The sequence below is a fragment of the Cohnella hongkongensis genome (assembly GCF_042654645.1).
Lineage (GTDB): Bacteria > Bacillota > Bacilli > Paenibacillales > Paenibacillaceae > Cohnella > Cohnella hongkongensis.
Genome location: NZ_JBHSEP010000007.1, coordinates 212681 through 231622, shown reverse-complemented (window position 1 = coordinate 231622; position 18942 = coordinate 212681). Strand labels below are relative to the sequence as shown.

At 57.3% G+C, this 18942-nt stretch carries 18 protein-coding genes; all 18 read right to left on the bottom strand.

Annotation, left to right across the window (positions count from 1 at the left end):
* Positions 1-43: 43 nt before the first annotated feature.
* Complete coding sequence (locus ACFO3S_RS12310) at positions 44-532, bottom strand: YlbF/YmcA family competence regulator (protein WP_378096007.1); 489 nt, start codon at positions 530-532, stop codon at positions 44-46.
* A 48-nt stretch (positions 533-580) separates the two neighbouring features.
* The gene (gene miaB / locus ACFO3S_RS12305) at positions 581-2173 is read right to left on the bottom strand and encodes a tRNA (N6-isopentenyl adenosine(37)-C2)-methylthiotransferase MiaB (protein ID WP_378096004.1); all 1593 of its coding nucleotides are present in this window, start codon (positions 2171-2173) and stop codon (positions 581-583) included.
* Between the two features lie 178 nt (positions 2174-2351).
* A complete protein-coding gene (gene pduL / locus ACFO3S_RS12300) occupies positions 2352-2942 on the bottom strand; it encodes a phosphate propanoyltransferase (protein ID WP_378096001.1) in 591 nt (196 codons plus the stop codon).
* Positions 2943-3045: 103 nt separating this feature from the next.
* Positions 3046-3912 carry a 2-oxoacid:ferredoxin oxidoreductase subunit beta gene (locus ACFO3S_RS12295; RefSeq protein WP_378095998.1) on the bottom strand — a complete coding sequence of 289 codons (867 nt, stop codon included), beginning with the start codon at positions 3910-3912 and terminating at the stop codon, positions 3046-3048.
* 1 nt (position 3913) lies between these two features.
* Positions 3914-5650: a 2-oxoacid:acceptor oxidoreductase subunit alpha gene (locus ACFO3S_RS12290; protein ID WP_378095995.1), complete on the bottom strand. Its 1737-nt coding sequence runs from the start codon at positions 5648-5650 to the stop codon at positions 3914-3916.
* A 182-nt stretch (positions 5651-5832) separates the two neighbouring features.
* On the bottom strand, positions 5833-6780 hold the full coding sequence (locus ACFO3S_RS12285) for a dipeptidase (RefSeq protein WP_378095992.1): 948 nt from the start codon (positions 6778-6780) through the stop codon (positions 5833-5835).
* Positions 6781-6925: 145 nt separating this feature from the next.
* On the bottom strand, positions 6926-7186 hold the full coding sequence (spoVS, locus tag ACFO3S_RS12280; protein WP_027084382.1) for a stage V sporulation protein SpoVS: 261 nt from the start codon (positions 7184-7186) through the stop codon (positions 6926-6928).
* Between the two features lie 173 nt (positions 7187-7359).
* Positions 7360-8154 carry a TIGR00282 family metallophosphoesterase gene (locus tag ACFO3S_RS12275; protein ID WP_378095989.1) on the bottom strand — a complete coding sequence of 265 codons (795 nt, stop codon included), beginning with the start codon at positions 8152-8154 and terminating at the stop codon, positions 7360-7362.
* Between the two features lie 96 nt (positions 8155-8250).
* Entirely contained in the window at positions 8251-9792 is a 1542-nt protein-coding gene (gene rny, locus ACFO3S_RS12270) for a ribonuclease Y (RefSeq protein WP_378096091.1), read from the bottom strand.
* Positions 9793-10039: 247 nt separating this feature from the next.
* Positions 10040-10975 carry a regulatory protein RecX gene (locus tag ACFO3S_RS12265; RefSeq protein ID WP_378095986.1) on the bottom strand — a complete coding sequence of 312 codons (936 nt, stop codon included), beginning with the start codon at positions 10973-10975 and terminating at the stop codon, positions 10040-10042.
* An 89-nt stretch (positions 10976-11064) separates the two neighbouring features.
* Positions 11065-12123: a recombinase RecA gene (recA, locus tag ACFO3S_RS12260; protein ID WP_378095983.1), complete on the bottom strand. Its 1059-nt coding sequence runs from the start codon at positions 12121-12123 to the stop codon at positions 11065-11067.
* Between the two features lie 728 nt (positions 12124-12851).
* A complete protein-coding gene (locus ACFO3S_RS12255) occupies positions 12852-14111 on the bottom strand; it encodes a competence/damage-inducible protein A (protein ID WP_378095981.1) in 1260 nt (419 codons plus the stop codon).
* Between the two features lie 56 nt (positions 14112-14167).
* On the bottom strand, positions 14168-14746 hold the full coding sequence (gene pgsA, locus ACFO3S_RS12250) for a CDP-diacylglycerol--glycerol-3-phosphate 3-phosphatidyltransferase (protein WP_378095978.1): 579 nt from the start codon (positions 14744-14746) through the stop codon (positions 14168-14170).
* On the bottom strand, positions 14743-16071 hold the full coding sequence (rimO, locus tag ACFO3S_RS12245) for a 30S ribosomal protein S12 methylthiotransferase RimO (RefSeq protein ID WP_378095975.1): 1329 nt from the start codon (positions 16069-16071) through the stop codon (positions 14743-14745). Before rimO ends, pgsA begins: the two co-directional genes overlap by 4 nt.
* An 85-nt stretch (positions 16072-16156) precedes the next feature.
* A complete protein-coding gene (locus tag ACFO3S_RS12240; RefSeq protein ID WP_378095972.1) occupies positions 16157-16648 on the bottom strand; it encodes a YajQ family cyclic di-GMP-binding protein in 492 nt (163 codons plus the stop codon).
* 127 nt (positions 16649-16775) lie between these two features.
* Positions 16776-17636, bottom strand: a complete 861-nt coding sequence (locus tag ACFO3S_RS12235; protein WP_378095970.1) for a helix-turn-helix domain-containing protein — start codon at positions 17634-17636, stop codon at positions 16776-16778.
* A gap of 55 nt (positions 17637-17691) precedes the next feature.
* Positions 17692-18462: a DUF3388 domain-containing protein gene (locus tag ACFO3S_RS12230; protein ID WP_378095967.1), complete on the bottom strand. Its 771-nt coding sequence runs from the start codon at positions 18460-18462 to the stop codon at positions 17692-17694.
* 225 nt (positions 18463-18687) lie between these two features.
* Entirely contained in the window at positions 18688-18942 is a 255-nt protein-coding gene (locus tag ACFO3S_RS12225) for a DUF3243 domain-containing protein (protein ID WP_378095964.1), read from the bottom strand.

Sequence of the window (18942 nt, the reverse complement as noted above, 5' to 3'; positions counted from 1 at the left end):
GGTCTTTTGGGCTGCGGTCGTTCGATCGCCTGGCTGCGGGGAATCAGTCGCACTGCTCCGGCGCTTCGGCCGGCTTCGCCGCTTCAACGTCGATCTTCTCCGCCACCGTATCGCGAATAATCGATATGATCGATTGCAGCATGTAATTGACGTCTACTTGACTTTGCTGGAACTGCTGGACGATCGGAATACCGTCGAGCTCGTCCTGGAGCTCCTCGATTTCCGCTTCGATTTTCTCCACCATGGCCTGATTTTTGAACGTATTCTGGAACGCGACAAGCTCCTTCTGCTTCTTCTTGATCTGGGCGATCAGCCCTTGGACCCGCTCGTGCGACTGAATTCGCTTCTCGGCCTTCTGAAAAATGTCGACCTCTTCGGTCGTCGTAATCAGCTGGGCCAGCTCGCGCGCCCTGCTCAAAATATCCTCGCGAACGATCAGCTCGCGATTGTCGAAGGACGGCATCGAACAAGCGCCCTCGTGATGGTGATCGTGGTCATGATCGTGGTGATGACCGTGTGCATGTGCTGACATTTAACCTCTTCCTTCCGCTCTTGTCTCGTACCTCTAGAAACTTCCCTCTTAGACCGCCTGGCTGGGCAGCGCCGGCGCCTCGACGACTTCCGCCTTCAAATACCAGGATTGCGCCGTCGTAATCCGCACTTGCACGAACTCGCCGATCCATTCCTTCTTCCCTTCGAAATGAATCAGCTTATTGGAGCGGCTGCGGCCGGAAAGCACGTTCGCGTTGCTCTTGCTTTCTCCTTCGACGAGCACCTCGACGACTTGGCCGACGAGCGACTGGTGATGCTCGAGCGACAGCTCGCCGATCACCTCGTTCAGCCGCATCAGCCGCTTCTGCTTCACCTCGTAAGGCACGTTGTCGGGCATGTCGAACGCAGGCGTCCCTTCCCGCGGAGAATAAATATACGTATAGGCGGACGTAATGCCCGCTTCGCGCACAAGCGTCAGCGTCTCTTCGAACTGCTCCTCCGTCTCCCCTGGGAAGCCGACGATAATGTCCGTCGTCAGCACCGCGTTCGGAATTTCCCGGCGAATGCGCAGCGCCAGCTCCAGGAAGCGCTCCCGCGTGTACTTGCGGCTCATCCGCTTCAGCACTTCGCTGCTTCCGGACTGCATCGGCAGATGGATGTGCTCGACCAGATTGCCGCCCTTGGCCAGCACTTCGATCAGATGGTCGTCGAAATCGCGAGGGTGCGACGTCGTAAACCGGATTCGAGGGATATCGATTTTGCGGATATCGTCCATCAAATCCCCGAAGCGGTAATTCCGGTCGGTGAAATCTTTCCCGTAGGCGTTCACGTTCTGCCCGAGCAGCGTAATCTCCTTAAAGCCTTGACGCGCGAGATCCCGGACCTCGGCAATGACGTCCTCCGGCAGCCGGCTTCGCTCCTTGCCCCGCGTGTAGGGCACGATGCAGTACGTGCAGAACTTGTCGCAGCCGTACATAATGTTCACCCAGGCTCGCAGCCCTTCGGTCCGCTTCTTGGGCAGATTCTCGATGATGTCGCCTTCCTTGGACCAGACGTCAATGACCATCTCCTTACCGAAGTGCGCTTCCTGCAGCAAATGCGGCAGACGATGAATGTTGTGCGTGCCGAAAATCAGATCCACGTGCGCATGCTTCTGCATCAGCCGATTCACGACCGACGCTTCCTGCGACATGCAGCCGCATACGCCGAGAATCAGTTCGGGACGCTGCTGCTTCAGCACCTTCAGATGCCCGAGCTCGCCGAACACCTTGTCCTCCGCATTCTCGCGCACCGCGCACGTATTCAGCAGAATGACGTCAGCGTCCGTCCGGTCTTCCGTCGGCTCGTAGCCCATCTCCTCGAACAGGCCGCGCATCACTTCCGTGTCGTGCTCGTTCATCTGGCAGCCGTACGTATAAATCAAATATTTCCTCCCGAGCCCCAGCGTCTTCAGCTCGGCGGGCACGGCATTGTCGTAGAGGACTTTGACCTCCTCCTTGCCGCGCTGCTTCTCCTGCCGGTAGTTCGGTTCGGAGACGATATGAATATCCCGTCCGTTCAGACGGATCGTTCTGCCGCTGGCATCCTCGGAAATGACTTTGGCGCCGGAGAAGTCGAAGTATTTGCTGTAATCCTTGGCCTGATCCGCCGGCTTCGATCGATTGGAGGCCTCCTGCGTCATTCGGATCCCACTTCCTTCTATGATTAATTCCTTAATCGGTTCATTATGCAAGAGGAATGCATCAATAAAAAATTATAGCACAATCGCCCGACCTAATCCATGATCGAACTGCGATGACGGTCAATGTGAAGCAGAATCAAAGAAAGGCCGTCCCGAAGACGGCCCATGACTTGATGCTTCAACGCTCGTCGAGAATTTCCGCATAGTCGCCGGTGCTTACGCCTGCCGCATTGCCTTCGTCGGTGTCGATGTGCATGTCGAGCGCGAAAGCGTCGGAGACCCGGGCGACCACCTGCTCGAAGACGACGCCGCGTTCGCCGCCGACTCTCACCTTCAGCAGCTGTTTATCGCGAATCCCCCACCGTTCTGCATCGGTCGTATGAAAATGAATATGGCGGGCGGCGACGATGACGCCCTTGTCCACGGTCACTTCTCCTGCCGGACCGACGATGCGGATGCCGGGCGTTCCCTCGATGCTGCCGGATTCCCGAACGGGCGGATTCAGGCCAAGCGCGAACGCGTCCGTGCGGGACACTTCCAGCTGCGTCGCCTTGCGGGCCGGCCCAAGAATGCGTACTTTAGGAAAAGAACCTTTCGGTCCGAACACGGCAACGGTTTCGTTGGCTGCGAACTGTCCCGGCTGCGACAGCGGTTTGAACTCCGTCAGCCTCGCCCCCGCGCCGAACAGCGCCTCCACGTGCTCCTGGGACAGATGAATATGGCGGGCCGATACGCCTACGGGAACTTTTCTGCTCTCCGCTCCACTCATGAACAACCCAACCTTTCTAAGAATCTAGCGTCTCTCCCCAGTATAACGCAAGAAGCGCACGGGACAAACCCGCGCGCTTCCTTTCGGCGGCCCGAATCGGGCCTTATTTGAATTCCGCCAACAATTTGTCAAAGTCTTCGCGGGGCAGCGTCAAATCCTGCTTCACGATCGCTTCCTCCTTAAAGCCCACCGCGAGCTCCTCGTACGACTTGCGCTCTTTGTTCTGATAGATAAGGCCGGTCAGCATGCCGCCCGTCTCCATAATTTTGTTCATCGCCGCGATCCGGTTGGATGGATCGTAATCCGGGAACTGATCCAGATTCACGATGTTCTCCTTAAACCAGTCGTACGTGTTCACCTTGTTGAACGTGACGCACGGGCTGAACACGTTAATCAGCGAAAAGCCTTTATGCGCAATGCCTTGCTCGATCAGCGAAGTCAGCTGCTTCAGATCGCTTGAGAACGACTGGGCGACGAACGTCGCGCCCGCCGAGAGCGCGATCTCCAGCGGAGACAGCGTCGATTCGATCGAGCCCTCGGGCGTCGACTTCGTCTTGAAGCCCTCCGCGCTGCGCGGAGAAGTCTGCCCCTTCGTCAAGCCGTAGATCTGGTTATCCATCACGATGTACGTAATGTCGAGATTGCGGCGAATCGCATGAACCGTATGGCCCATCCCGATCGCGAAGCCGTCCCCGTCGCCCCCGGATGCGATGACCGTCAGCTCGCGGTTCGCCAGCTTTACGCCCTGCGCGATCGGCAGAGCTCGGCCGTGAATGCCGTGCAAGCCGTAAGCGTTAATGTAACCGGAAATCCGTCCCGAGCAGCCGATACCCGAGATGACCGCAAGCTGTTCGGGCTCCAAGCCGACGTTCGCAGCCGCGCGCTGAATCGCCGCCTGTACGGAGAAGTCTCCGCAGCCGGGGCACCAGTTCGGCTTTACGTTGTTGCGAAAGTCTTTAAATGTGGCCATCTTAGTTCAGCTCCTTGCAAGCTTTGTGAATTTCCGAAGGCAGGAACGGCGTCCCGTCGTATTTCAGCACATTGCGGATTTTGCCGTGATACCCGAGATGAAGCTTGATCAGGTTGGCCAGCTGTCCTGTCGCATTGTTTTCCAGCACGACGATTTGCTTGGCAGCATCGAGATGAGGCTTGAGCAGTTCGCTTGGGAACGGATGCATCTGGCGAACCATCATCTGGTTCGTCGTCATTCCGTCCGCGGTCAACCGGGCGCGAGCCTCCTCGATCGTGCCGCCCGTCGACCCCATCGAGACGATCAGCAAATCCGGGCTCGCGTGCGGCGCATCGACCTTTACCGCATCCGTAATGCGCATATTCTCGATTTTGCCGAGGCGTTTGTCCATCATTTTCTCGCGGTTAAGCGCGTTCTCCGACGGACGCCCCTCCTGATCGTGCTCGACCCCCGTCACATGATGAATGCCGTGCTTCACGCCCGGCAGCACGCGAGGCGAGATGCCGTCCTCGGTAAACTCGTAGCGCTTGAACAGACGGTTGTCCTCGTTAGGAGGCAGATCTTCCGTCACGAGCTTGCCCCGCTTGATGGCGATTCGATCGTAGTCGAGCGGTTCCGAAGTCTGCTTGCCGAGCGACAGCTGCAAATCTGTTGCGACGATGACGGGAATTTGATATTCCTCCGCCAGATTGAACGCTTCGATCATATCGTAGAAGCATTCCTCGATCGTGCTCGGGGCGACGACCAGCTTCGGAATTTCGCCGTGCGTTCCGTTGATCAGCGCATTGATGTCGGATTGCTCCTGCTTGGTCGGCAAGCCGGTGGACGGGCCGCCGCGCTGCGTATCGACAATGACGAGCGGCGTCTCCGTCATGCCGGACAGGCCGATCGCCTCCATCATGAGCGATAGTCCCGGACCCGCTGAGGCCGTCATCGTGCGGGCTCCGGCATAGTTCGCTCCGATCGCCATCGTTACCGCGGCGATCTCGTCCTCCGTCTGTACGACCGTGCCGCCGAACTTCGGCAGCTTCTTGATCAAATATTCCATAATCTCGGACGCCGGCGTAATCGGGTACGCCGACATCAGACGGCAGCCTGCCGCGATCGATCCGAGCGCCAACGCTTCGTTGCCGATCATGAACAGCTTCATTTTGCCGTCCGCATCCTCCAGCTTGAACTCGTCAAGCGGACCTCCGGCCTGCTCCAGAATAAATTCCGCGCCGCGGCGTACCGCCTCCACGTTTTTCTCGACGATGGCCGGACCTTTGCGTCCGAATTCTTCTTCTACCGCTTTATTGAATACTTCCATGGGCAAACCAAGCAGCCCCCAGGATGCCCCGGAAGCGACCATGTTTTTCATGAGGGAAGTGCCTAGCTCTTCTGCGATGGCTGTAATCGGTACTGCGAATAATCGCGCTTGCACGCCTTCGGGAATCGTCGGCGAGAACTTCGCGTCCGCGATCACGACACCTCCTGGACGAAGCTCGCCTGCGTTCAGGTCGATGCTCTCCTGGTCGAAAGCGACCAGAATGTCCAAGTCATCAGAGATTGCCCGAATCGGTTTCGTGCTGATACGGATTTTGTTGTTCGTGTGTCCGCCCTTGATCCGCGAGGAAAAATGCCGGTACCCATACAGGTAATAACCCAGACGGTTGAGGGCTGTAGAGAAGATTCGGTCCGTGCTTTCCACGCCTTCCCCTTGCTGGCCGCCAATTTTCCATGACAGTTGACTGATCACAGTGCCCATCTCCTCTTAATCTCTGGTTCGTCCATTTTCGACAGATTTACCCAATATTATTTTATTACCCGTATAAATCTTATGTTTTACGAACGTAAAATGCAAGACATATTCGCTTGGTGAACGCATAACAGTTTGCGATGAAAACGTTCCCAAATAGAGATCGATTTTCCTCATACAGTTCAATTAGGTAGATTTGTTACCAGAAAACGAGTCGCGTTGTCCCCCATAATATCATGTACGAACGTGGCCGGATAGCGTTTCAGCATCTCCTCCATTAAGTCCGGATAACGTCCGGGGTGCTCGAGCCCGTGCACATGCGTGGAGATGCCGTCGAAGTCGGAGCCGAACGCCACCTGCTTCTCCCCGCCAAGCGCGCAGACGTGATCGACATGCCGAAGAACGTCCGCGATCCGGGCCGGCCTGGAGGCCGCCGCGAACCATGGAACGAATGTGATTCCGATCAGCCCGCCGGCCTCGATAATTGCCTTGATCTGCTCGTCCGTCAAATTCCGCGGATGGTCGACGATCGACCGCGCGTTGGAGTGGGACGCCAGAAACGGGCGGGTCGCCTTCTCCGCCAGCTCCCAGAAGCCCCGATCGGACAGATGCGACACATCCAGCAGAATGCCCATCCTTTCGCATTCCGCCACCAGCTGCCGGCCGGCCTTCGTAAACCCGCCGCCGCGCGGCTCCGTCGCGCCGTCGCAAGCCCAGTTCGCATGATTCCAGGTCGGTCCGAGAAGCCGCAGCCCCAGCCGATGCAGCAGCCGCAGCGCCCACATCTCTCCTTGCAGCGCGCCCGCGCCCTCCAGGGCAAACAATGCGCCGATCCGGCCTTCCTTCCGGGCCGCCTCCAGATCGGCGGAGAAGCGAATCAGCTTAAAGCCTTTTGCCGTCAAGACGTCGTTCCAGAACAATTCCGCGCCGCGAAATACCGTCTCCACATTTTGCGGCAGCTCCTCAGGCAAAAACAATGGAAAGACCTGCAGTCCGACCCCGGCTTGCCGCAGCCTCTCCGGCGTCGCGTCGAACGGCGAGCTTTCGCCCGCCCTCGGTTCCCGCCATCGGGTTCCCGGGTTTTCGAGCAGCTTGCAAAGCACATCGGCATGCAAATCCACGATTCTCATTCGCCGTTCCTCCCGACATACCTGATCTTTCGGCCGCCGCTTTCAGACACAAAAAAACCTGTCGAATCGATCATGCTCCGCCCGGCGCCCCTCGCGCCAACGCCCGCATCATCAAACAACAGGTCAACCACATACTCTCCGCCGATTATCTCGGCTCTACGATCAGCTTAATCGCCGTCCGGTCTTCTCCGTCGATCACAATATCCGTGAATGCCGGGATGCAGATCAGGTCTACTCCGCTCGGCGCCACAAAACCGCGGGCGATCGCCACTGCTTTAACCGCCTGGTTAAGCGCTCCGGCCCCGATCGCCTGCAGTTCGGCTGCGCCCCGTTCGCGAAGTACGCCTGCCAGTGCGCCTGCTACGGAATTTGGATTGGACTTTGCGGAAACCTTTAATACTTCCATGACCAGTACCTCCTCTTATGACAACCCGCCTAAGTCGGCACATCGGTTGCATCGGGAATTCATCGGAAATGAAGGCTGGGCCCACTAAGGCATACTTATTCGGTAACCCGCCCGATAATTCCTTCTTTTCCCCAAAGGCACGGCCTCAAAAAGTCCGACAATTCTGACAACGGCTATACAGCGATCCAGCTATCCTCGTCCACGCTAATCTTCTGCACTTGGACCGCCTTCCCCGTCGCTTCGTCGATGTCCACGAACACGCCGTTCAGCGTCCATTTGCCCTCGGCCACCGTGAAGCGACCCGGCATTCCGGTAATGAACCGGCGCAGCACCGTCTCCTTCTCCATGCCGAGTACGCCGTCCCGAGGCCCGGTCATGCCCGCGTCCGTCAGGTAAGCCGTTCCTTCCGGCAAAATCCGCGCATCGTTCGTCTGCACGTGCGTATGCGTTCCGACGACAAGCGATGCATAACCGTCGAGATGCCAGCCCATCGCGATCTTCTCGCTCGTCGCCTCTGCATGAAAGTCGACAAGCACGCACTTCGTCTGACGGCGAAGCGCTTCGATCTCCTCCTCCGCCGTCCGGAACGGACAGTCTGACGGCGGCAGGAACGTGCGGCCGATCAGATTGACGACGCCGAGCTCCTTGCCGCCGACTTTGACGATCATGCTGCCTCGACCGGGCGTGCCCGGCGGCAAATTCGCCGGCCGGACCATGCGCGGCTCGTCGTCGATGAATTCGAAGATGTCGCGGTTGTCCCAAGTGTGGTTGCCCATCGTAATGCCGTGAACGCCCCATTCGAACAGCTCGCGGGTGATCGACGCATTAATGCCCCGCCCGCCCGCCGCGTTTTCTCCGTTGGCGATAATGATGTGCGGCTGATATTTGTCCTTGATCCAGGGCAGCAGCCTTTTCACTGCGTCTCTGCCTATATTGCCGACGATATCGCCGATAAAGACGATCTTCATCCTCTTCACGCTCTCTTTCCGTATCCCTTTCATAAAAGGGAAGAAGCGGCTGCGTGTTGCCGCAGCCACTTCTCAGCCTTCCCTGCTTTGCGTACCTTATTTCGCGTATTCGACCGCCCGGGTTTCGCGAATGACCGTTACCTTGATGTGTCCCGGGTAGTCCAACTCGCCTTCGATCTTCTTCGTAATGTCGCGAGCGAGGCGGAACGCCTCCGTATCGTCGATCTTCTCCGGTTGAACCATGACGCGCACTTCGCGCCCGGCTTGAATCGCGTAAGACTTCTCGACGCCCTCGAACGATTCCGAGATCGCCTCCAGCTTCTCGAGCCGGCGAATGTACGTCTCGAGCGTCTCGCGCCGCGCGCCCGGTCTCGCGGCGCTGAGCGCATCCGCGGCCCCTACGAGCATCGCGATAACCGAAGTCGCTTCCTCGTCTCCATGGTGAGACGCGATACTGTTAATGACAACGGGATGTTCCTTGTATTTCTTGCCCAATTCCACTCCGATCTCGACATGCGAGCCTTCCACTTCGTGGTCGAGCGCTTTGCCGATATCATGAAGCAAACCCGCGCGCTTGGCAAGCGTGATGTCTTCTCCCAGCTCTCCGGCCATTAGACCGGTCAAGTAGGCGACTTCCATCGAATGCTTGAGCACGTTCTGTCCGTAGCTCGTCCGGAACTTCAGACGGCCGAGAATTTTGATCAAATCCGGGTGCAGGCCGTGAACGCCCACCTCGAATGTCGCTTGCTCTCCGTATTCCCGAATCCGTTCGTCCACTTCCTTGCGAGATTTCTCGACCATTTCCTCGATGCGGGCCGGATGAATCCGTCCGTCCGCGACAAGCTTTTCGAGCGCGGTTCTGGCAATCTCCCGGCGAATCGGATCGAAGCCCGACAGGATGACCGCTTCCGGCGTATCGTCGATAATGAGATCGATACCCGTCAACGTCTCCAGCGCGCGGATGTTGCGGCCTTCCCGACCGATAATCCGCCCCTTCATCTCCTCGTTAGGCAGCGCGACGACGGATACCGTCGTCTCCGCCACGTGATCCGCGGCGCAGCGCTGGATGGCGAGCGAAATGATGTCACGCGCTTTTTTGTCGCCTTCTTCCTTCGCCTGCTGCTCGATTTCCTTGATCATCTGAGCGGTCTCGTGACGCACTTCCTGCTCCACGCTCGACAGAATCAACTGCTTGGCGTCTTCGGTCGTCAGATTGGAAATCCGCTCCAACTCGGCAATTTGCTGCTTATGCAGCACTTCGATCTGGTCTTGAATCTCTTCGACTCGCTTCTCTTTGTTGGCGACTTGCTCCTCTTTGCGTTCCAACGCTTCGAGCTTGCGATCCAGCGACTCTTCCTTCTGCAACAGCCGCCTTTCCAGGCGTTGAATTTCGTTGCGGCGCTCGCGAATATCGCGTTCCGCTTCGTTACGGAGTTTGTGCACCTCGTCTTTGGCTTCCAGCACCGTTTCCTTGCGTACCGCTTCCGCTTCCTTCTTGGCCGCTTCCACGATCTGTACCGCAGCCGCTTCGGCGCTGGAGATTTTGGCTTCCGCAATGGATTTGCGTACGACATAACCGATCCCAAAGCAAAGGACGCCAACAACGAGAACGATCAAGAACCAGATCCATGTGTCCATCATGGTCTCTCACCTCCTCGTTGCATCACCAAGGCAACCGCTTGGGGATACTTATTCAATTGATTTTCCGGTTTCCAAACCGTTTAATTACGTGTAAACAAAGCAAAAAGTGTCGTAAAAACGCGCTCCGAATCGCTTCTTGGAAGGAAAAAGCGCCCGGAGTGGGAAGATGGAATACAAAATCATTTTATCTTTTGCGAAATTAGATTGTCAAGCAACGTCCGTAAGCGGATTCGCGATCGCTCCTTCAATCCTCCATATCATAAAGATCATGGAAAGACCGTTCTCCGTCCGTTTCCTCTCCTTCCGGTTCGCCGGATTCCTCCGCAGCCTGCTGTACCGCCATTCTCGCGACGCCGGAAGGGAAGCCTCTGCGCAGCAGCATGCCCATCAGCTTCATTTTCCGTTCCCTGTCATTCCCTTTCGTCGAAGGCCAGCGCTTGCGGGCGAGCGCAAGCGCGGATTCCTTCTCGACGTCCCCGTCCAGCTCGCCGAGCGCCTGCTCCACGTCCCGGCGATCGACGCCGCGCTGCAGCAGCTCCTGCCGGATCAGCATCCGTCCCTTGCGCTGCCCCGTCGCCCGCTGCTCCGTAAACCGCTTGGCGTACGCGGAGTCGTCCAGCATCCTTCTCTCCCGCAGACGCTTCACGCACGCCTCCACGACCTCCGGGCCGTACCCTTTGCGCTTCAGCGCAAGCGACAGCTCCGCCGTCGTCCGCGGCTTTCTCTCCAGCATGAGCAGCGCCGCTCGATAGGCGTCCTCCTTCAGCTCATCTTGCCGGAGCGTCTCGACCTCCGCTGCCGTCAGTCTTCTCCCCTTCAGCAGGCGCCAGCTCACGATCGTATCCTCATGAACGGTGAACACCGTCTCCTCGGCCTGCTTTGCCGTCTTCGCCCCGGCAATCAGCGCGTCGACCTCCGCGTTCCAGTCCGCCCCGCCAGCCTGCTCGCCGACCTTCGCGTTCCAGTCCGCCCCATCCTCGCTTTCTGAAGCCGCGCCGTCCCGCCCGTCCGCGTCGGCGTCCCTTGGATCAGCATTCCCTCGGTCTGCAGCTATCCTTAGCGCCACCCGATACATGTGCGGTTTCTTCGGATGAGCCTCTATGCCAACAACAACCGCTCCCCCGATTGGCTGCTTCCTCATCGATTCCTTGAGCCTGTCTTCTTTGCGGATTCGTTCCATTCGTTTCGTCTATCCCCTTTCTCAAACGCAAAGGGCGGCATCGCTTATGCCGCCCCTCGCTTATTTGGATGATTTGGCCTGCTTCGCGGTTAAATCTCTTCGGCGAATTCGGCATCTTCCTCGTCCTCATCGGAAGAGAAGGAAGCCGGATTGGCTGTCGTCGAAGAAGTAAGCAGAAGCTCGCGAATTTGCTTTTCGATCTTGTCCGAAATTTCCGGATTGTCCTTCAAGTACTGCTTCGCATTTTCCCGCCCTTGGCCCAGCCGTTCGTTGTTATAGGAGAACCAGGCGCCGCTCTTCTGTATAATATCCTGTTCGGTGCCGATGTCCACGATGCTGCCGACCTTGGAGATCCCTTCACCGTACATAATGTCCACCTCCGCCTGCTTGAACGGAGGGGCCACCTTGTTCTTCACGACCTTGATCTTCGTCCGGTTGCCGACCACGTCGTTGCCCTGCTTGATCGACTCCACGCGGCGCACGTCAAGACGCACGCTGGCGTAGAACTTCAAAGCCCGTCCGCCCGGCGTGACCTCCGGGTTGCCGAACATGACGCCCACCTTCTCGCGCAGCTGGTTGATGAAGATCGCCAAGCACTTCGACTTGCTGATCGCGCCGGAAAGCTTGCGCATCGCCTGCGACATAAGCCGCGCCTGCAAGCCGACGAACGAGTCGCCCATGTCTCCCTCGATTTCCGCCTTCGGAACGAGCGCGGCCACCGAGTCGACGACGATAATGTCGACCGCACCGCTGCGAACGAGCGCTTCCGCAATCTCCAGCGCCTGCTCGCCCGTATCCGGCTGAGACAGCAGCAGCTCGTCGATATTGACGCCCAAGCTTCGCGCGTATGTCGGGTCAAGCGCGTGCTCCGCGTCGATGAAGGCGGCCGTGCCGCCCGTACGCTGCACCTCCGCGATGGCGTGCAGGGACACGGTCGTTTTACCGGACGATTCCGGTCCGTATACTTCTATAATCCGTCCGCGGGGGTAGCCGCCGATTCCAAGCGCGATATCGAGCGCCAGCACGCCGCTGGACACCGTCTCAACCGTACGCTGGGCGCTCTCTCCCAACTTCATTACCGAACCTTTACCGAATTGCTTCTCGATCTGGCGCAAGGCCATGTCTAATGCGGCGCGACGATCCGACAACACACCCACATCCTTATCTCTTTTGATAGTTTAATCATACCGCGTTTCCATTCGTTTGCCAAGCATTTTAGGAACATTTGTTCGATTTTTTTATAAAAAAGAACCGCAGCAAAGTAATCTTCGCTACGGTTCTTCCGCAACTTTCTAGTAAACTTTAACACACTGCCGCGCCGCTTGACAAGCCTTGACAAACTTCTGTCACAATTAAGCAGGGGCCATTATCCCCGCTGCTCAAGCGGCTCCGTACCGCTCACGATCCGACTTCCGCCCGCCTCCGCCCATTATCCCTTTCATTCAGGAAAGGATTCACTCTTTTAACGGATTGCCGCAGATGACGCCATAGGATACGAAAATTCATGCCGCCACCGTTTCGTTCGCTCTCACTCCTGATCCGAAGGGATAATGACCATACACCCGCCACGTCCGCGTCCGTCATGCAAGCATCAGTCGTCCTCCTGGTCCCACTGAGCAAACGGGATAATGGCCGCAGCCACCCAAGCGCTTCCCCTCAACTCTCCTGACTCAAGGGGATAATGACCATACACCCGCCACGTCTGCGTCCGTCATGCAAGCATCAGCCGTCCTCCTGGTCCCACTGAGCAAACGGGATAATGGCCGCAGCCACCCAAGCGCTTCCCCTCAACTCTCCTGACTCAAGGGGATAATGGCCATACACGCCAAAAACCGCAAAGTCCGCGCCATCCCCGCTCAGCCCGCAGAAAAGAGGACTATACCGTCCGCTGCCCCGACAGAGACTGCCACAGCATGTAAAGAGCGCGTTTCGCCGCCCGCAGCCGGATGCCCTCGCGATCTCCGGACAGCTGCAGCTTCTCCACTCTCGTCTCGCGCCCGCGTTCGGCCAAGCCGACATAGACCAAGCCGACGGGCTTATCCTCCGCCGCGCCCGGTCCCGCGTTGCCGGTTACCGACAGAGCGAAATCGGCGTCCATGGCCGCCCGCGCGCCCTCCGCCATCGCCTGAGCCGTCTCGGCGCTGATCGCCCCGGGCGCCTCCGCTCCTTCCAGCAGCCGGCTCGGCACGCCGAGCTGGCGCATCTTCGCCTCGTTGCTATAGGAGACGAGGCCGCCCCGGTAGACGACCGCGCTGCCCGGGATCGTCGTAATAAGCTCCGAGACCATCCCGCCGGTGCAGCTTTCCGCGAGCGAAAGCGTCATTCGGTGCTCGGTCAGCTGACGAACGACTGCCGCCTCGATCGGCACGTCTTCTTCGGCGTACAGATAGGCTTTCGTCCGGGCGCGAATTTCCGTTAACGTCGCCTCCAGCTTCCTGACGGCTTGCTCGGCGTTCTCGGCTTTGGTCGATACGCGAACCGCAACCTCTCCTTCCTTGGCGTAAGGAGCGATCGTAGGGTCCTGCTGAGCCTCGATCAGATCGAGCAGCAGATCTTCGAGCATCGACTCGCCGATGCCGGCGAACTTGAGCATGACGGAATGAAGCGAATAAGCCGGTCCCAGCCGCTCCCTCAGCCAAGAAGCGCCGTCGTTGTCGAACATCGGCTTCATCTCGCGCGGCGGACCCGGCAGCAGCATATAGCTTGTTCCGTCGACGCTGAGCGCGTTGCCGACGGCCAGTCCCGTATCGTTGCGAAGCGGCGTTGCCCCCTCGATCAGCATCGCCTGACGGCGGTTGCTCTCGATGAAGTCGCCTCCCCGACCGGCGAACATCTTCATGATTTTGGCCATCGTCGGCTCGTGAAGGCCAATCTCCCTGCCTAAATACTCGGCAAGCGCATCCCTCGTCAGATCGTCCTGAGTCGGTCCCAGTCCGCCTGTGAAGACAAGGAGATCCGCTCGTCCCCGGGCAATGCCGATCGTCTCTATCAATCTTTGCTTGTTGTCTCCCACCACGGTCTGGTAATAAACATCAATGCCCAGCTCTGCCAACCCGCGCGACAGATACTGGGCGTTCGTGTTTACGATCTGACCGAGGAGCAGCTCCGTGCCAACGGCAATAATCTCTGCTCTCATGAAACCGCACCCCATGCGGTCCGGAAGGAACGGAAGGCTCTTCGCCCGCAGCCCGTTCAGTCCGAGACCGGAATCAGATTTTTGTTCTTCAGGAAATAGTCGACGCCCGAATAAACGGTAATGAGCACCGCCGCCCATACGACGACCAGATCGATGCGCAGGTCGATGAAGTTAAACGGAAAGTTGTTCAGCAGCAGCACGATAATCATCGTGATCTGGATCGCCGTTTTCCACTTGCCCCACTTGCTCGCGGCCAGCACCGCGCCTTCGAGAAGCGCGACCTGCCGGAGTCCCGTTACCGCCCATTCGCGGCTGATGATAATAATCGCCACCCATGCGCCCAGCTTCTCCATCTCGACCAGGGCGATCAGAACGGCGGCCATTAGAAGTTTGTCTGCGAGCGGATCCAACAGCTTGCCGAGATTCGTCACGATTTTGCGCTTGCGCGCGATATAACCATCCAATCCGTCGGTGCTTGCCGCGATAATGAAAAGCAGCAGCGCGCACACTTGATTGTAAGAAATGGAATATTCGCCGATCGTGAGCGTTCCGAGGTTCACTCTGACCAACAGAAAGATCGCGACGATCGGCACGAGAAAGATTCTGACAAGCGTGATCCGGTTCGCGAGGTTCACGCGATTCCCTCCCCCGACAAATCATACTCGTATGCATGGGTAATCCGAACCTTGCTCATCTGACCAATCTCCACGGGACAATTCGTAATGAAGACTTCCCCGTCGACTTCCGGCGCATCGTACTGGCTGCGGCCGATGTAGACGTCGCTGCGGCCGTCATAACGCTCGACCAGCACGTCGAGCGTCCGGCCGACATACTTCGCCGAATTCTCCGTGGCAACCTGCCGCTGAATTTCCATCAGCGTATTGGCGCGAAACTGCTTCACTTCATCCGGCACCTGGTTCGGCAGCCGATTCGCCGGCGTGTCCTCCTCCTGCGAGTATGTAAACACGCCCAGGCGGTCGAACTTCATCTCCCGGACGAAATCGCACAGCCTCTCGAACTCTTCCTCGGTCTCTCCGGGAAAGCCGACGATCATGGACGTGCGAAGGGCCACGTTCGGTATGCGCGCGCGGATCTTGCCAATCAGCTCGCGCACGTCGCGCTGCCGGCCCGGTCTGCGCATTCTTTTCAAGATCGTGTCCTCGCTGTGCTGCAAAGGCATGTCGATATAATCGCACACTTTCGAATTCGCCGCGATCGTCTCTATCAGTTCGTCCGTGAAGAAGCCCGGATACGCATAATGCAGCCGCACCCACTGAATGCCCGGCACCTCGCTCACCCGATTCAACAGTTCCGGCAGCTTGAAGCCTTCGTACAGGTCGGTGCCGTAGTTCGTGGAGTCCTGAGCGATCAGGCTGACCTCCTTGACCCCTTGCTTCGCCAGATTTTCTACCTCAGATACGATCGATTCAATAGAACGGCTGCGGAATTTCCCTCGCATAATCGGAATGCTGCAGAACGTGCATGCGTTATCGCAGCCTTCGGCGATTTTAACGAAAGCCGTGTGGCGCGCCGTGCTGAGGATTCGCGGCATCGCCTCTTCGTAGTTGAACACGGGGTTGCCCACGTAGACCGGCTTCGCTCCGCGAAGCGCCTCGTCGATAATGTCGTTAATCCGGTGGAAATCGCCGGTTCCGACGATTCCGTCGATCTCCGGCATTTCGTCCATCAGTTCCTTCTTATAGCGCTGCGTCAAACAGCCCGACACGATAAGCGCCTTCAGGCGGGACGTCTCCTTCAGCTCTGCGAGATTCAGAATCGTATTCACAGACTCCTCTTTCGCCGCGTCGATGAACCCGCACGTATTAACGATAACGACCGTCGCGTCTTCGGGCTTCTCTACCAGCTTGAAGCCTCTCTGGTGCACGAGTCCCGACATAATCTCGGAGTCGACCAGGTTCTTCTCGCAGCCCAGCGTAACGACGCTGACTTTCTCTATCATGGATGACTTCCCCCAAACGTTGCTCCGTTGTAATATCCACAACAGTATAAACGAACCCGCCAAACGGTGTCAAAAACAAGCGCCGTCAACGATAATTCGTAAATTGCAGCTCCAGCGGCAATCCCGCTCCCTTGAGCAGCGACATGACCGCTTGCAGGTCGTCCTTGCTCTTGCCGGTAACTCTAAGCTGATCGCCCTGGATTTGACTTTTGACCTTCAGCTTCGAATCCCGGATCAGCAGGTTCATTTTTTTCGCATTCTCCTGATCGATGCCCTGCTTCAGCTTGATCACCTGGCGGACCGTTCCGCCGGAAGCCGGCTCGATCTTGCCGTAGTCCAGGTTGAGAATCGGCACGCCTCTCTTGATCATTTTCGACTGAAGGATATCGACGACGCTTTGCAGCTTGAAGTCGCTGTCGGAGATGACGGTAAGCTGGTCGTTCTCGAGCTTGATGTCGCTTTTGCTCCCCTTGAAATCGAATCGGGTCTCGATTTCCTTCATCGCCTGATGAACGGCGTTGTTCATCTCCTGCATGTCCACTTTCGATACGACGTCGAACGAGTATTCCGATGCCATTTGCATTCCTTCCTTTCATTTTCTTATTGCCCATTTATGGCCTTATTATAGCACGAGTGCTCCATGGGATTAAAACAAAAAGCCCTCCGCAGAGAGCTTTCGCTTTCTTAGCCGGTTCCGGCCCGCTTTATGGCGTTCCTCCCTGCTCGGGTGTCACCGGGGTAAAGATGTATTTCGTCGATCCAGCAGCGTTGCCGTCGTCGAAAGTCGCATCGTCCACGTAGAAATCGACCAGATCGGTTCGGCCTACGTTAACGTACAGCGGTATCGTCAAATCGAACGTCAGCGTATCCGGGCCGGATACGTTCGCGGAGTACAGCACCTTCCCGTTCCGGCTGTTCTCGCGCACCTCGATCCAGGCCCGTCCGGTCACCTCAAGCTTGAGCTTGTGTCCCGTTCCCGGCGTCACTTCGTAATGGTTGATGTTGCCGACCTTCTCCACGAACGTCAATGCGACGGGCTCGGACGAAGGCGTCTCGACCGGGGGCGTCTCTGACGGCGTTATGATCGGCGAAGAATCCCCCGTGTTCGGAGATGCCGTCTCCGTCGAGATCGGCGGCGGATTAGGATTCAGTTCCTTCGTGTCCGGCTCCTTATTGTTGGACCAATAGACGTAGATCACCGCCACGATCAGAATCGGAAAGGCCCACATCAGCAGCGATACGGCGACTTTCCCCCATCGATCGTTATGTTGTATGCTTCTGCGTCTCGGCTTGATCATCGGCTCGGGAATGGCCGTCTCCGACGAAGGCGGCTGAGGCAGTTCCTTCTGGTAGAGTCGGAGCACCTCTTCCGCATCCAGACCGACCGTCTCTGCGTACGTTTTCACGAAGGCCCTAACGTAAAAAGAACCCGGGAGCACTTTATACTCGCCCGTTTCGATCGCTTCCAAATATCTTTTGCGGATTTTCGTGTATTCTTGAATATCGTCCAGCGTATACCCGTGCTGCTCGCGCGCTTTACGCAGCAGAGCGCCCAAATCGGACATGCATCTCACCTCCCGGCATTCATGGTTCGTTTTCCGTGATCGGGACTACCTCGTCCTAGAAATCGTCGTTTAATCCGGCTGTCGTAAATTTCTCGTATGTAATTTCTTCATCCGGGGTGTTGCGCAGCTCCACGATGCAGTCGAACACGTCGTAATCGAACTGGGATTCCCTTACGAAAATGTCCGGATGCTCAATCACCTTCGTGGAAGGCATCGACATAATTTCCTGCAGCAGCGCGTAATGCTTCTCGTTCGAACGAATCGTGCTGACGATACCGTCGATGATAAAGACGTTGTTTGGCTGCATCTCGTCTTCGGACAGCTGGCTTCTGACCGTCTGTCTGAGCAGCGTCGAAGAGACGAACGCCCAATGCTTGTTCGCGCACACGCTTCCGGCGATGATCGACTCCGTCTTCCCGACGCGCGGCATGCCGCGGAGCCCGATCGTCTGATTGCCCTCTCTCTTGAACAGCTCCCCGAGAAAATCCACCAGAAGTCCCAGTTCGTCCCGGGTAAACCGGAACGTCTTCTTATCGTCGGAGTCCCGCTCGATGTAACGGCCGTGACGAACGGCCAAAATGTCGGTCAGCTTAGGCTGCCGCAGCTTGTTCACGGTGATGTTGTCGACTTTGCGAAGCATCTTGCCGAGCAGCTCAATTTTCTCTTCGTCGTCGGTTTGCAGCAGCATTCCCCGGGTGCGGTCTTCCACGCCGTTGATCGTCAAAATGTTCACTTCAAGCATCCCAAGCAATGAAGCGATATCGCCGAGCAATCCGGGGCGATTTTTGTGAATTTTGTATTCCATGTACCATTGTTTGGGTTCCATCTTGCACCTCATTTGAATGACAGAAAATAAAGCCTTACATGGAAATATCTGCAACCGACCATTCCGTTTTATCCGCCCTTTTCCTTTATTCTACAACGGTCCTCATTATCCTGCAAAATAAAACGGATTATTACTCCGAAAGACCTAGAAAATTCGAAAATTCGACGAAACCCCCTATGTACAGAAAAGCCTCCACGCGGAGGCTTTCCCGAGCTATGAATCTGCTTAATTGCTGCTGTCCGCCAATTTCACCATCAATCGGGCCATCGTTTTGCGTTCCGAATCGTCGCCTACGTCCCAGAGCTGTTTCAGCACCCGCTCCTCGTCGTTTTTCGGATCGACCTTCTGGTCCAGAAACTCTCCGATCTCGAAAGCGAGCTTGGAGATGGCATCCTCGCTGATCCCGAGCCGTTTAGCCGCTTCTACGCGATCGCCCAAAAACTTCTTCCACGTGTCGAAATTGCTGAGTACGGTTGACAT